The sequence below is a fragment of the Olivibacter jilunii genome (assembly GCF_900607235.1).
Lineage (GTDB): Bacteria > Bacteroidota > Bacteroidia > Sphingobacteriales > Sphingobacteriaceae > Olivibacter > Olivibacter oleidegradans.
Genome location: NZ_LR027849.1, coordinates 992400 through 1007389, shown reverse-complemented (window position 1 = coordinate 1007389; position 14990 = coordinate 992400). Strand labels below are relative to the sequence as shown.

Below are 14990 nucleotides of genomic sequence, written 5' to 3'. Positions count from 1 at the left end.
TTACTTACAAAATTAAAAACGGACAAATTCATGTTTAATTTCCTTTAACTTGATGATTTTATTTCTATTAGAACTTTTTCAGGCTAGAATACTTGCGGGATACGGTTTGCTATCTCTTTCTTACATTGCATTTAAAAGCAATTTTGCCTAATTTTGCGGCACGTATAAAACATCATGATTTACTTCTTCAAAAACCCTCACCACACCATTTTTGCTTTACAAATAGAACGGCCAATAACAGCCAATGAAACAGCTAAACTAATATGGCTTTTTGGTGGAGCTGAATTACATACAGGCGAAAGTCTGGAAGGTTCTTTTATCGGCCCTCGGGCTACCATGATAACGCCTTGGAGTACGAATGCAGTGGAGATAACGCAAAATATGGGAATTTCCGATATTCTTCGAATAGAGGAATTTAAGGAGGTTAGCCCTGATTTTACTGACTTTGACCACATGCTATTGCAAAAATATAATGGATTAAGTCAAGACATCTTCACGGTTCGTTTAAAACCCGAACCTATATTAGAAGTAGAAGATATAGCAGCCTATAATCAAAAGGAGGGCCTTTCTTTAAGTGATGAGGAGGTTGACTACCTTAATGCGTTGGCTAAAAAACTCGGCAGAAAACTTACGGATTCTGAAGTGTTTGGTTTTTCTCAAGTTAACTCGGAACACTGTCGACATAAAATATTTAATGGTACTTTTATAATTGACGGCGTAGAACAACCGACTTCTTTATTTAAGTTGATCAGAAAAACCTCTGAGAAGAACCCAAATGATATCGTTTCTGCTTATAAGGATAACGTGGCTTTTATAAAGGGGCCTAAATTACAACAATTCGCCCCGCTACGAGCTGATCAACCTGACTATTACGCCATCAAAGAGTTCAACTCAGTCATTTCCCTTAAAGCGGAGACTCATAACTTCCCCACAACCGTTGAACCTTTCAATGGAGCAGCAACAGGCTCTGGAGGCGAAATAAGAGACCGTCTCGCAGGAGGACAGGGTTCTTTGCCGTTGGCCGGAACTGCTGTATATATGACTGCGTTCTCGCGTTTGGAGGAGAATAGACCTTGGGAAAAAGCCATGGAAGAGCGGGATTGGCTTTATCAAACGCCAATGGATATCTTAATAAAAGCATCCAATGGCGCATCTGATTTCGGAAATAAATTCGGCCAGCCTCTTATCGCGGGTTCTGTTCTTACTTTTGAACATGAGGAGGATGCTCGTAAGCTAGGTTTCGATAAAGTAATTATGCTGGCTGGGGGAGTTGGATATGGTAAAGAAGAACAATCAAAAAAAATGCAGCCTAGCCCAGGTGATAAAATTGTTGTACTAGGTGGCGAAAACTATCGTATCGGAATGGGCGGTGCAGCAGTTTCTTCAGCTGATACAGGGGCTTTTGGCTCCGGTATTGAATTAAATGCTATTCAACGATCCAACCCGGAAATGCAAAAGAGAGCTGCAAACGCAATTCGTGGCTTAGTTGAGAGCGATCATAACACCATTGTTTCTATACATGATCACGGTGCCGGTGGTCACTTAAATTGTCTTTCCGAGTTAATTGAAAGTACGGGAGGACAAATTGATCTAGATCAACTTCCTGTGGGCGATCCTACTTTGTCTGCAAAGGAAATTATCGGCAACGAATCACAGGAACGTATGGGCTTGGTTATTGCTGAAGAACATCTGCAAATGCTAAAGAAAATTGCCGACCGCGAACGTTCACCAATCTATACAGTAGGTCAGGTCACAGGCGATTACCGTTTTACCATCGCTTCTTCAAGCAATGGATCCAAACCGATGGATTTAGCTTTAAACGATATGTTCGGTAGTTCGCCAAAAACAATTATGGAAGATAAAACCGTAAAAAGGGTATATCGGGATCTTTCCTACAGCGAGACTCATTTGGACCAATACCTCCATCAGTTATTACAACTCGAAGCAGTGGCCTGCAAAGATTGGTTAACAAACAAAGTAGACAGATGTGTCGGTGGACGAGTGGCTAAACAGCAATGTGCGGGTCCTCTTCAATTACCTTTAAACAACTGCGGCGTCATGGCCCTTGACTACCAAGGAAAAGACGGTGTGGCAACATCGGTGGGCCATGCTCCCCTATCTGCGCTAATCAATGCAGCGGCAGGCAGTCGTAATGCGGTAGCTGAATCATTATCCAATATAATTTGGGCACCGCTAAAGGATGGGCTACAAAGTGTTTCGTTGTCCGCAAACTGGATGTGGCCATGTAAAAATGATGGTGAAGATGCTCGTTTGTATGAAGCTGTCAAAGCTTGCTCTGATTTTGCTATTGATTTAGGTATCAACATACCGACAGGAAAGGATTCGCTTTCTATGAAGCAAAAATACTCGAATGGCGAAGTAATAGCACCTGGAACAGTTATCATATCTGCAGCTGCGCATTGCGTTGACATCACTGCCGTCGTAGAACCTGTATTGCAAAAAAATAAAGGGGCAATTTATTATATAAACCTTTCCGGAGATAAACCTAAATTGGGCGGATCATCCTTCGCTCAAATTTTAAACTGTATAGGTAACGATACACCTGACATAATTGATCCTAACGCATTTAAAGAAGGATTCAATGCCGTACAGGAACTTATAAAATCCGGAAAGATACATGCAGGGCATGACATTGGAAGTGGCGGCTTGATCACCACGCTGTTGGAGATGTGCTTTGCCGATCGTCACCTTGGAGCTCAAATTGATTTATCCGCTTTAGAAGAACAAGATAGTATCAAACTTCTGTTTGCAGAGAATGTGGGTGTAGTTTTTCAAGCGGATGAGTCTATTGAACTCGAGTTGAACAATAAAGGGGTGACCTTCCATAAGATCGGTCAGGTAAGCGATCAAGCGGTCTTAGAATTAACAAACAACGGTTCGAAATGGTCCTTTGACATAGATGAACTGCGAGATGTCTGGTTTAGAACTTCTTATCTGCTTGATCAAAAACAAAGTGGTGAGCAAAAGGCTACCGAGCGTTTCAAAAACTATAAAAACCATATACTGAAATATTCGTTTCCCAAGCATTTTGATGGTAAAAAACCACAAATTGATAATACCAAACCTAGACCAAAAGCTGCAGTGATTCGTGAAAAGGGAAGTAACTCGGAAAGAGAATTGGCTAACGCCATGTATCTAGCTGGTTTTGATGTGAAAGATGTTCATATGACCGACTTAATTTCCGGGCGGGAAAATTTGGAAGACATCCAATTTATTGGTGCTGTCGGAGGTTTCTCCAATTCAGATGTTTTGGGATCGGCAAAGGGCTGGGCGGGAGCGTTTATGTATAACGAAAAAGCCCGAGTTGCACTCGAAAACTTCTTTAAACGTCCTGATACACTGTCTGTTGGTATTTGTAATGGATGCCAACTCTTTATTGAACTTGGCCTTATTAATCCCGACCATGAATCTAAACCCAAAATGTTACATAATGACAGCCATAAACACGAGAGCGGATTTACAGCACTGACAATACAGGAAAATAATTCGGTAATGCTTTCAAGTCTGGCCGGGTCGACTTTGGGGGTATGGATTTCACATGGTGAAGGTAAATTTCAACTTCCATATAGAGAAGACCAATATCATATCGTGGCGAAATACCATTATGAGACGTATCCTGCTAATCCAAATGGCTCTGATTACAATACCGCCATGTTATGTGATAAGTCGGGCAGACATCTTGTAATGATGCCTCATATCGAGCGTTCATTATTTAAGTGGCATTGGGCTCATTATCCAAGTGATAGGAATGACGAAATTTCTCCATGGATAGAAGCGTTCGTCAATGCTAGGAAATGGATTGAACAACATTAACAAAAAGCCCGGCTCTGCAGCCGGGCTTTTTGTTAATGCATATTTACGGACTGACAAATCATGCGGAATATTTATTGCACCTAAAAAGGAGAAAACAAAAGAACGGGTTCTTAACTACACATCAACTGCACGTTTACTGCGATCGGATTGTATAAGTAAAGCCCGTCGATATCAGTACTTTTGATCCAAATCAGAACGTGTCGGATGGCCGAGCGGTTAGGCGGAGCTCCGCAAGAGATCCCAGAGTGGTTCGAATCCACTTCCGACCTCCCCTTATAATATATCCCTCGCTTCTCTCACGATGCATACTTAACGGCACACAAAGCCATACTATCAGGGTTCATTTGCTTAGGGATTATTTATTTTCGAAAATATGTGATTACTTGCAACGTTTTGGCATTTTGAGCGTCTATAAGTCAGTAAGCACATTAAACACGCATAAAAAAATTAAACCTTACTGATCAATGGAACATCAAAAGAATAAAACAATCCTTTGTCAAAAGCTAAATCGTCCTTTTAGTCTGCAACAACTAATCCTCTAGCACAATCGAAAATTTACCCAATAAAACAGGTCGTTTACCGAGATTTTGAATGCATTTACCTAATTCATCTTCAAGAACATGTATATGATAAATACTTTTGGCAAAAAGAAATTTAGCCATGAATATTCCAAACACACACAAAAAACATTATAAACCAATGCCTTTATTGAGAATCTCTGTACTAACCCTATTTTTTTTCTATTCTTTCATTATCTGCGTGCTGGCACAAGAGAAAGCAAATATTCAAGGAACCGTGAAGGACCAAACAGGTGCACCTGTTGACTTAGCGACAATCATTTTGCTCAGGGCCGCAGATTCATCTTATATTCGCTCAGTATTCAGTGACCAGAAAGGTAACTATCAGATACCTGCGGTAGACGAAGGGAAGTATATATTATCTGCATCTATGATCGGCTTCCGCAAGACTTATTTACCTATTGCGATAAGATCCGGACAAAAAACGATACAAGCAGCTTCTTTTGTTCTAATGCCAGAGACAAATGCACTAAAAGAGGTAACTGTTACGGCTAGTACCCCTTCCATCGAACGTAAGGATGGCGCCTTGGTTGTAAATGTCGCTAATACTGCACTAGCAGCAGGTAACAGTGCAATGGATATATTAGAACGATCACCTGGCGTAAGTGTTGACAAAGATGGGAATATAAGCCTCATGGGACGTCAAGGCGTAACAGTTATGATAGATGGGAAACAAACCTATCTATCTGCTGAACAATTAGCTAATATGTTAAAATCGATGGACGGCAATAACGTGCAATCCATTGAATTAAACACCAATCCTTCCGCGAAATATGATGCAGCAGGTACTGCCGGGATTATTAACATCAAATTGAAGAAAAATAATATGGAGGGTACCAATGGAACATTGAGTTTGAGCGGAGGATACGGCCGTACCCATAAGTCGAATAATTCATTGCAAATTAATCACAAAACAGGTAAAGTCAATCTTTTCGGAAATTATAGCTACGTTAACAGCAATTTTAATAACACACTGGAGTTATATAGAATTGTTGGGCAAAGCGCGTCGGCAAAAGTATTCGATCAATTTGCTGATTTCCAAAATGAACGCGCGAGCAGCAGTATAAGGGGTGGTATTGATTATAAAACATCGGAACGGAATACATTAAGCGGTTTATTCTCCGGCTTTTTCTTGCAAGGAAATGATCATTCCACCAGTAACAACCGGATTTCAGATTTAAATGCCCCTCTGGATTCTACACTTACAACGCTAAATCGCGGTCGAAACAAGTATAACAATCTGTCCTTTAACGTTAATAACACGTTTAATATCGATACCAATGGACGTAAACTTGTTGCTGAAGTAGATGTTTCTAGATTCAGTGATAAAACATCCAACTACTATGACAATTATTTTTATAGATCGAACGGTGAGAACTTACGAAGCCCGGAATTCATCTTAAACGATATGCCTTCAATCATCAATATACAGACAGCGAAGATTGATTACACTCATCCGTTAAATTCTAAAAGTAAAATCGAACTGGGAATGAAATACAGCAGCGTGAAAAGTGACAACAACATGGGCTTTTACAATCAGATAAATGGTGACTGGCAAAATAACGAAAATCGCTCGAATCATTTTATATATAAAGAACGGGTTAGCGCTGCTTATGCGATCTACAATCAAACCATTAACAAAACCGAGATTAAAGCCGGTTTACGTGCCGAACATACTTATTCTGACGGTAATTCGATAACGATGAATGTGAGAAATAAACGGAATTATCTAAGTCTCTTTCCAAACATCAGCTTAAATCAACAACTATCTGATAAGCAAAGTATAGGCCTGTCCTACAGTCGAAGAATAAATCGGCCAAATTATGGAAACCTCAATCCGTTTTTGTTCTATGTTGACCCTTACAGCTATCAACAAGGAAATCCATTTCTGAACCCGTCATATACAAATTCTTACGAATTAAGCTATACACTTCTAAAGAAATATACGTTAACAGCAGGATACCAGAAAACCAAAGATATGGTTGGAGAAATGATGTACCAAGATGATGAAACTAATATAGTGTATGTAACGAATGAGAATATCGCAAGCGAAAATGTATATTTTGCAAATTTGAATATTCCTTTAGAACTTGGTAAAGTCTGGAGTAGTAACACAAATATTAATGCCATGCATCTCGGTTATAAGGCAGATATTCCTGCCGCGCCTATAGATTTCGGCCAATTCGCCGTACAAGCGAACAGCAATCATACATTCAATGTAACGCAGAGTTTACGTTTCGAAGCTACCCTGCAGTATCGCTCTCCTCTACGGTGGAGCATTTACCAGATCGGCACGTCATGGGGATTAGATCTCGGTGTTAACAAATCATTCTGGAATAAAAAAGCGCAGGTAAAATTTGCAGTTACCGATATATTTAATACGCGACCAAACACAGTCAAAACAGACTACTCAAATTTGAATGTCCGTGTTTTCAACACGTGGGAAAGTCGCGTGGCCCGGTTGACTTTTACATTTAACTTTGGGAATCAAAAGCTGAAAATATCTGAAAGAAATTTAGATAGCTCAGAGAAAAACCGCGTAGGGAAATAAAAATATTTTCATGTGTGTTTGTGCCGCTGCCGTCGTGAGATGACAGCGGCTTTTGTCATAAATAATATGTGCTGATCAACTAATTGCCTATGATCAATCACAAACATAATGCAATAAATTACAACAATTAGTTGGGAATTGTTGTTTCCATAAGACAGGTTTTTGAAGAAAGTTATGACATATCAAAAAAAACAACCCGCTATATCAAATATGCAATACACTCGACGTTTATTGCAAAATGGTAAAATCCAACTAGACATTAACGGTCATATTGATAATGAGTACTTCGAAGCGACTGCAATTGTAAGCCAAGCCGATGCTGACAACGACAAGGGTTTAAATCAATTACTCACAAACCATCTATTGCAAGCAAGAGAAAAAACCATCATGCTGAAAAAAAATAAGGATTCTACTAAATAGTGATGTTGTGAAACTTACTTATTTTTTCTTTGGCACTTTAGCGCCTTCTTTTCTCGCTTCCGATAAGCCAATGGCTACAGCCTGTTTTTTTGAAGTGACTTTCTTTCCGCTTCCGCTCTTCAGTTTACCTTCTTTCATTTCATGCATAGTTTCTTCAACCTTCTCACTTGCCTTTTTTGAATACTTTGCCATAATATTGCTTAATTTGTGTATCTAAGAACAAAAGAAAGACTTAGATGTTTCGTATAAAATATAAAAGTTTTAGTAGTTCAAGGATATTGTTCGTTAGAGAGTTATGCGCAACAATCTAAAGATATAGTGGCGTAAATAAGAATTCCGTCCTCAGAAAACGCAATTTCGTGTAATTTTTTTTATTAGTAAATAGGATTTATTGATATTAGTAAGTCAGATCAAACCACCTAACGTTGTAAATTAGATTGTATGATACTGGTTTTTGATAGTTTAGCTGAAGCCAACAATTCTTTAATGAGAATTTTGGAAGCAAATAACCTGCCTGCCCAGGCTGCTATGTCGACGGATGAAACACTGCAACATATCTTCACATATAAATATAAACTCTTAATACTAAGAGCGGACGCTTTTGAGGGTAGCGACGCGCAAGAAGTCTTAAGAGTAATGAATAATAACCCGAATGTAAAAGACACTCCCGTTCTGTTGATTACTCCGTCATCAATCAAACAGAAAATTAAGTTCGAAACGTATACCGGATTATGGCTGGATTGTCTCTTTGGGGATTACAGTACGGATTTCTTGATTTTTAAAATTAAATCCATTCAAGACAGACAAGAATATATTGCAGGATTGTACCATGATAATCGATTCTTAAAGGATGAGCTTCAGAAAACAAAAATGACCGAAGCCGCCAAAGAAGAATTTATCAGTATTGCGGGACATGAACTTAGTACGCCAATCACTTCTATAAATGCCTACCTACAATTGGCATTACGTAACGCTAACAGTCAAAACATCGAACAAACCATACAGCTATTATCTAAGGGCCTGAACCAAATCAATAAATTGAACCGTCTTGCAAAAGACCTTCTGGACTCTTCCAGATTACAAGCGGGAAAAATGGAGTATAATTTTGCTGTGTTTAATTGTCGGGATTTTCTAAGGCAAACGATAGAAAATGTCAGACATAGTTACCCTGATAGGCAGATTAACGTCAATTGTAATACAAAAGTATGGCTGGAAGGTGATCAGGAAAGACTAGAACAGGTGCTGACTAATTATTTAACAAATGCGCTTAAATACTCGCCTACTAGTACCGAAGTCCTTGTTTATACCGAGATTATCGATAAGAAATGGCTAAAGGTATGTGTGAAAGACCGTGGACAAGGTATTCCCAGAGAGAAGCAACCATATATATTTCATAAATACTATAGAGTGAGTGATGAGAAGCATAAACACCAAGGTTTAGGAATGGGTCTGTTTATTTGCGCACAAATTATTTCTCATCATAAGGGTAAATTCGGACTGGAAAGTGAACCTGGGAAAGGTTCAATTTTTTATTTTATGTTACCTATAAAAGCTACGAAAGAGAAAACCGAAGGACTTACCACAAGCTTTCCAAAAAGAAGTGCATTTTCTTCTTCTAATTTAAATAAGTAATGAAAACACCGAAAGTCCGTATCATCCTTCCCGAATATCTCTCCTATCCAAACCTCGCGCCATAAAACGATGGTAGAACGAATACTTCATTATCACTCATTTACCATACGCGTAGGTTATGAGCCTGGACTTATTCATATTACAAACAATATTAACCTATGGCGTTTTTTGGATAGTAATGTAAGAGAGAGAACGGAATGGTTAGCCAATGCTATACAACAGGATTATGAATCTATTTATGGGAATCCTCTTAAAATAAAGCGAAAATCTTTTCTTATGGAAATCTGGGGTCATTTATATTTCGAGTATTACCTTCTAAAACTGACACATTTTTTTGGTATTAATCATCAGTCAAAAACACTACAACACCTGTTACAACGTTCGGCATCGATAGATTGCGGTGAAAGTGCACAAGATAATAACCGCTTTATATGGGATTTCTTAGCATTGTTTTTTAAATTGTTCACCTATTTCCTTCCAAATAATATATCCTCAGAAGGCCTGAAGAAATAAAGGCCTGTATCAGTGAATGCTGTAAAAAGACCCAATTTTTTTACTTACCGCTTGCAAAGAATATTTATCTATCTTATATTTGTTTCCTCATGCGAAAATAGCTCAGTTGGTAGAGCGCAACCTTGCCAAGGTTGAGGTCGCGAGTTCGAACCTCGTTTTTCGCTCCAAAGGATCATGCTTCGGTGTGATCCTTTTTATTTAATTTCCCAACTTCCACTTATTTGAGTGCCCGTAAAAGGATCATTTTTAACCTTTAGATAAACATCTATTTCCTGCTGTAACTCCTCTACGTGAGAAATAACCCCCACAATTCTATTTTCGTTTCGTAATGTTTTCAACGTATCAAACGCCACTGCCAATGATTCCCGATCTAAAGAACCAAAGCCTTCATCTAAAAAGAAAAAATTTTGCTTGGATCGATTTTGTTGTTGTACAGATTCCGCAAGAGCTAAGGCTAGCGACAATGAAGCCTGAAAAGTCTGGCCGCCGGACAAGGTCTTGGCTAATCTGGTTTTACCATCATTTAAGTAATCTCTTACCTGAAATTCATTTTTATCGGTTACCTCCAGTCGCAATTGCTGCTGTGTAAGCTTATAAAAACGCTTGTTCGCTGCCTCACATAATTGTTGTAAGTAAACCGTGGATATATAACTAACAAAGCCACTTCCTTTAAATAGGCTTTTAAGAATAGTCAGGTTATCTGCTCGATGCTGTAAACGCGCCAAATCGTCTTCTAGTTGTTGTTTTTCTTCGAGTTGCTTTAGAAGCCTATCGTAATCTGCTTTGGCAGCAGCATATTTCTCTTGTTCTTGATTGAATCGATCCCTGAGCACTTCATAAGTGCTTAATGACCTTAGAAACAGCTCCTCATTGTAAACTTTATCGCTAGCCTCCGTAGCTAGCTTGGTATATTGTTCTTTCGCATTATATAATTGTTGGAAGAATAGGTCTACACTGCTTCGGACCTCTTCTACAGCAATTGCTAGATTTAATATATTTTTAACTTCATTCAAACTGCCATACTTCGATTTACTTAAAGAACCTCGTAACTGATCAGTAATAAAGTCCAGACGTTCCTGCTCGGCAGCTAAGTTTTCATTGACTGCCTGAAATCTTGCTTCCAACGATACTTTTAGCTGTTGCTCCTCCTGTACCAAAGCTTGAAGTTGCTCGTATTGATCGACAATAGCTTTACTTTCACTATCTATATCTAAAATACTGTTTTCCAGATAGTTTTTATCATATTGATAAACTTCATCTTCAGATAAGTTGTGAAGTTGTTTCGTGAGCATATTTAAGGCCCCAACCTTTACTCGTTCTTCTGCTACTATTTTTTGTATTCCGATTTCATATTGATCTCTATCTATTTCTGCTTTTTTCAAAATGGCATCATTTTCATTAATCTCCAGTTCCAGTCGTTCCAACTCTTTTTCTGCGGTTTTGTGTTCTTCAAGTAACCGATCAATAGTGCGGGCATCGTCTCTACCGCAAGTAGATTCCCAAATAAAGGATTGGAAATGTACTTGTAATGCCTGTTCGTCTGACTCGGCCCTAAAAAGGAGTTCGTCCCGACTCTTAAGAATGGTGGCTTTTTTTCCATCTAATATTTCAAGCTGGCGTATAAGTCCCTGCACGAGATTCCGTTCGTCCTTGAGATGTACAGATTTAGCATTTAATTGTTGGAGCTGATTTTCCACATCCTCTAAGACCATAACTTGAGGGTGCTCCAATGCTCCACAAAGCGGACAAGCTTCACCTCGCTGCAAGGCCGCGACAAAATCACCTAATTTAACTTGCATCCGGGCATGCGCAATTTCATTTGAAAGCTTATCGAGCTCAAAATCAATGGTCTTTATGCGTGTGTCTAATGATTCTTTATGATTTTGGATCGGAGTAGTTACCCCAACAAGTAAGTCGTCGATGGTACTTTCAAGTTGCTTTAAAGTTCCAGTTATATCATCAAGTGCTAATTGGCTTGTTTTTTTGTTTTTTTCTAAATGCTCGCGGGAAGTAAACCAATTTTTTATCTGCGATAAGGTGTTCAAATCCAGCTTTTCATTCCGTTTCTTTTTTAGTTTTTCTCGAAGCGCTAAGGCTATTTTTTCTCGATATATCTTCTCCTGCTGCGCTTTATGGACAAATTCTTTCCCCTTGATAATTCGTCCACTTAAATGATCGATATCTTCTTTTAACTGCAATATTTGCAAAGCAGTCCGATAATCGTTACGCTTTTGATTAAGGAGCTCAAGTGATTGATATTTCAACGTGATATTGGCAAGTTCTTGCTGTTGCTCCATCAGTAATGTTTCGCAGTTTTTGAGCTTATACTGATATTCTTTCAAGCTTTCTTTTCGCTTTTCTATTCCTGTTGCCAGCTCTTCCGCTCGTTGTATATTTACCTTAAAATAACGTTCGCAGTATTCATAATCACTCAATTGCTGTTTCAACTGCTGATATTCCGATGACTTAAGATGCAACTGCTTATAGGAGTTTTCAGCAGTTTTTAAGTCCTCAAATAATCGTTTCAATATCTCCTGCTCTTTTAGGTCGCTTTCTCTCTGTTGAAGCTCGGCCTTCATTGTCGAGACTTCTGCTGCCAAGCTTTGCAATTTTTGCAAAGCGAGACCAACATAGGTTTCATTTATTCCTTCAAAAACAGATAAACGTCCTTTTAGACGTTGGATCACTTCGTTGTTCTTTCGCTCTAAAGAGGCGGTCTGTTGAAAAAAATCATATTTGTCCAGCTGAAAAATATCTTTGAGCATTTCCGTTCGGGCTTTATCTGTCAGCTGTAAGAACTCTTGAAATTTGCCTTGTGGAATAATAATGGTACGTCTAAAGTTCTCGTAACTAAGTCCCAATAAAGGTGTCGCAGTTGTTACCTCCAAAGGTTGCCACATACCATTTTCAAACTTATAAGCAGACCGATCGAAAGTATTTACTTTCTCAAATTTCTTGCCATGGCGTTTCCCTTTAACGATAAATCGATACTGCTTTTCGTCGAAGTTGCTGAACACAAAATCAATGAGCAACTCATCCGATTTCAAGTTCATCATGTTATAGTTTCTATCGTCCCGGGTGCTCAGTCGTTCGGTTTCTCCGTACAAAGCAAAAGCAATCGCCTCCAAAACCGATGATTTGCCTGAACCCACGGAACCGAAAATGCCGAATAATTGTCCCTCAATTAGTCGAGCGAAATTAATCGTTTGCTCCTTTTGATAGGAAAAAAGTCCCTTTATAGTTAATGAAATTGGAATCATTCGTCTATCTGCTCTGCTCTTACTTCTGTAAATAGTTTTAACAAGTCCTCATTTGGTTGCTGTTTGTTCCTGAAGCTAAAATACTGGATAAATAATTCTTCGACTGACTGACTTAAATCGATTGTTCTAGTCTCTTCAGCTACATTTCCTTTGGTTTTTACTTCAGGAATGATAGTAACGATGCCGTCGTGGGCCTGTAGAAGTTGCTTTCGGTCTTCTGCATTCATGAAATCTTCACTTACCATTGTCAATTCAATCCAGGCAGGACCGCAGTGGTGCAACCATTCAAGAGCCTCTGATATACTTTCGAAACGTTTTTTATATAGTGGTTTTCCTGCTTTTAGTGGCAATTGCCGGAAATCTACTGCTCTGGCTGGCTCAGCTTCTATCAGTACTACATTTTTCTGTTGACCCGCTTCAGCAAAGCTATAACTTAATAAACTACTGCTATACACAATAGGCATGCGAGCTTTATCTATTTCCTGATATCGATGTAAATGCCCTAATGCCACATATTGTAAACTCTCCGGTATATTTTCGCTATAGACAGCCTGCGCACCACCAATGTGCAGTATAGGTTTTTCATCGATGGGTTCTTCGGGGGGGACTTCTCCCCTCTTCATAACGAAGAGGTGTGCCGTTAATATATTTACGCCAAATTTGTCGCAATACTTTGTTGCCAGCTGCTCCCAATGGGCTTCCAAAATACTTCTCAATTCTTTCTCCTCATTATCCACACCCAAAAATGTTCTCAATCGATATTCGTTAGCGTAAGGCATTAACAGCAAACGAAGCGGATAATCGTATTTCGGAACCTTTATCTCGAGGAAGCCAGGTTCACTCTTAGTAATACAAAAGCCACCACACAATTCACCTACAGCGATTGTGGCCTGTGGATAACCGACGAACACAATCCCGCATTCACGAGCCAATACATCGGGGGCATCTATTCTATCGGGCGAATCATGATTACCAGCGATGGCGATAACAACTCGTTCACCATTCTTTGCCAATCTTTTCAAACTTCTATATAAAAGTTCCACGGCTTCAGCGGCCGGGTTAAAAGCGTCAAATAAGTCTCCGGCGACTAACACAACATCTATTTCCTCTTCATCTGCTAGGGCAATTAGCTCATCCAATACAGCGCGCTGCTCCTCTAGCCTTGAATACTTGTCTAATCTCTTACCTAAATGCCAATCGGCAGTATGGAGTATTTTCATAAGTCCATTATAGTTAATATAAGCAAAAAACGGAAATTTTTTTTAAAAGCTTTAAAAATAACGTCCACACTAGGCTATCTAATTGTATAATCCCCACAAATTGGCTAAGTTTGAAGCCAAACACCATATTAATGACAGTTTTAACTTTTACACTCATCTTGTTATTTGGGGCGTGCTGTGCTGGATTTATTGGATCGCTTACCGGACTTGGTGGAGGTGTGGTAATTATCCCGCTGTTGACAGTAGTATTGGGTGTTGATATACATTATGCTATTGGCGCTGCTCTTGTCTCGGTCATTGCCACATCTTCCGGATCAGCTGCAGCTTATGTAAGAGAAGGGATCACGAATATGCGCTTAGGAATGTTTCTAGAAATAGCGACAACGGCAGGCGCTGTGGGAGGAGCCTTGCTGGCCTCCATTGCACCAACCAGCTTAATCGCTATTCTATTTGGTTGTACCCTTATATTTTCAGCGTTAAATTCTTTGCGTAAAAAGGAAGAACACAATGTGAAATCCTCAAGCTCCTTGGCTTTAGCATTAAAGTTACCTTCAAGTTATCCCAGCACTTCCGGGATTATCTCCTATGGAACCAAAAACGTAATAGGCGGTTTTAGCATGATGGGTTTGGCGGGTATGCTTTCGGGATTACTTGGAATAGGATCCGGTGCCTTTAAAGTAATCGCTATGGATAATATTATGCGTATTCCTTTCAAGGTGTCAACAACCACTAGTAACTTTATGATGGGAGTCACTGCTACCGCCAGTGCTGTTATTTATTTGCAGAAAGGATATATCGAACCGGATATTTGCATGCCGGTGGTAATAGGTGTTTTATTGGGTGCTATGACGGGTGCTAAAGTCCTACTGAGGGCCAACCCAAAAAAATTAAGAATGTTTTTTGCCGTTATCATCATTATTTTGGCACTCAACATGATTTATAACGGCGCCGCCGGAAATATATAATATGATGAGAGGAAGCT

Annotated in this window: 9 protein-coding genes and 1 tRNA gene; 7 read left to right on the top strand and 3 right to left on the bottom strand. The window is 39.3% G+C overall.

The window, feature by feature from the left end; translation table 11 throughout:
- The first annotated feature begins 174 nt into the window (after window positions 1-174).
- The 3 genes from purL to E0E36_RS10265 all read left to right on the top strand — a co-directional run bounded on the left by purL (window position 175) and on the right by E0E36_RS10265 (window position 7383).
- Complete coding sequence (gene purL, locus E0E36_RS10275; RefSeq protein WP_130855862.1) at window positions 175-3834, top strand: phosphoribosylformylglycinamidine synthase; 3660 nt, start codon at window positions 175-177, stop codon at window positions 3832-3834.
- A gap of 660 nt (window positions 3835-4494) precedes the next feature.
- Window positions 4495-6963 (top strand): TonB-dependent receptor, encoded by a 2469-nt coding sequence (locus tag E0E36_RS10270; RefSeq protein WP_130855861.1) that lies wholly within the window; start codon window positions 4495-4497, stop codon window positions 6961-6963.
- Window positions 6964-7125: 162 nt separating this feature from the next.
- Window positions 7126-7383, top strand: coding sequence for a hypothetical protein (locus E0E36_RS10265; protein ID WP_130855860.1), 258 nt, complete (start codon window positions 7126-7128; stop codon window positions 7381-7383).
- 18 nt (window positions 7384-7401) lie between these two features.
- Here E0E36_RS10265 and E0E36_RS27725 read toward each other — a convergent pair whose 3' ends face one another.
- The gene (locus E0E36_RS27725) at window positions 7402-7575 is read right to left on the bottom strand and encodes a DUF6496 domain-containing protein (protein ID WP_013667113.1); all 174 of its coding nucleotides are present in this window, start codon (window positions 7573-7575) and stop codon (window positions 7402-7404) included.
- Window positions 7576-7824: 249 nt separating this feature from the next.
- Here E0E36_RS27725 and E0E36_RS10260 point away from each other — a divergent pair, with 249 nt between their 5' ends.
- The 3 genes from E0E36_RS10260 (at window position 7825) to E0E36_RS10250 (ending at window position 9695) form a co-directional block, all read left to right on the top strand.
- Window positions 7825-9015, top strand: a complete 1191-nt coding sequence (locus E0E36_RS10260; protein WP_130855859.1) for a sensor histidine kinase — start codon at window positions 7825-7827, stop codon at window positions 9013-9015.
- 69 nt (window positions 9016-9084) lie between these two features.
- Window positions 9085-9528 carry a hypothetical protein gene (locus E0E36_RS10255; RefSeq protein ID WP_130855858.1) on the top strand — a complete coding sequence of 148 codons (444 nt, stop codon included), beginning with the start codon at window positions 9085-9087 and terminating at the stop codon, window positions 9526-9528.
- A 91-nt stretch (window positions 9529-9619) separates the two neighbouring features.
- Window positions 9620-9695: transfer RNA gene (locus tag E0E36_RS10250), tRNA-Gly, on the top strand.
- Between the two features lie 27 nt (window positions 9696-9722).
- Here E0E36_RS10250 and E0E36_RS10245 read toward each other — a convergent pair.
- On the bottom strand, window positions 9723-12788 hold the full coding sequence (locus E0E36_RS10245; RefSeq protein WP_130855857.1) for an SbcC/MukB-like Walker B domain-containing protein: 3066 nt from the start codon (window positions 12786-12788) through the stop codon (window positions 9723-9725).
- On the bottom strand, window positions 12785-14008 hold the full coding sequence (locus tag E0E36_RS10240) for a metallophosphoesterase family protein (RefSeq protein ID WP_130855856.1): 1224 nt from the start codon (window positions 14006-14008) through the stop codon (window positions 12785-12787). The genes E0E36_RS10245 and E0E36_RS10240 overlap by 4 nt, the downstream gene beginning before the upstream one ends.
- Before the next feature lie 131 nt (window positions 14009-14139).
- Here E0E36_RS10240 and E0E36_RS10235 point away from each other — a divergent pair, with 131 nt between their 5' ends.
- Window positions 14140-14973: a sulfite exporter TauE/SafE family protein gene (locus E0E36_RS10235; protein WP_130855855.1), complete on the top strand. Its 834-nt coding sequence runs from the start codon at window positions 14140-14142 to the stop codon at window positions 14971-14973.
- The last annotated feature ends 17 nt before the right edge of the window (window positions 14974-14990 follow it).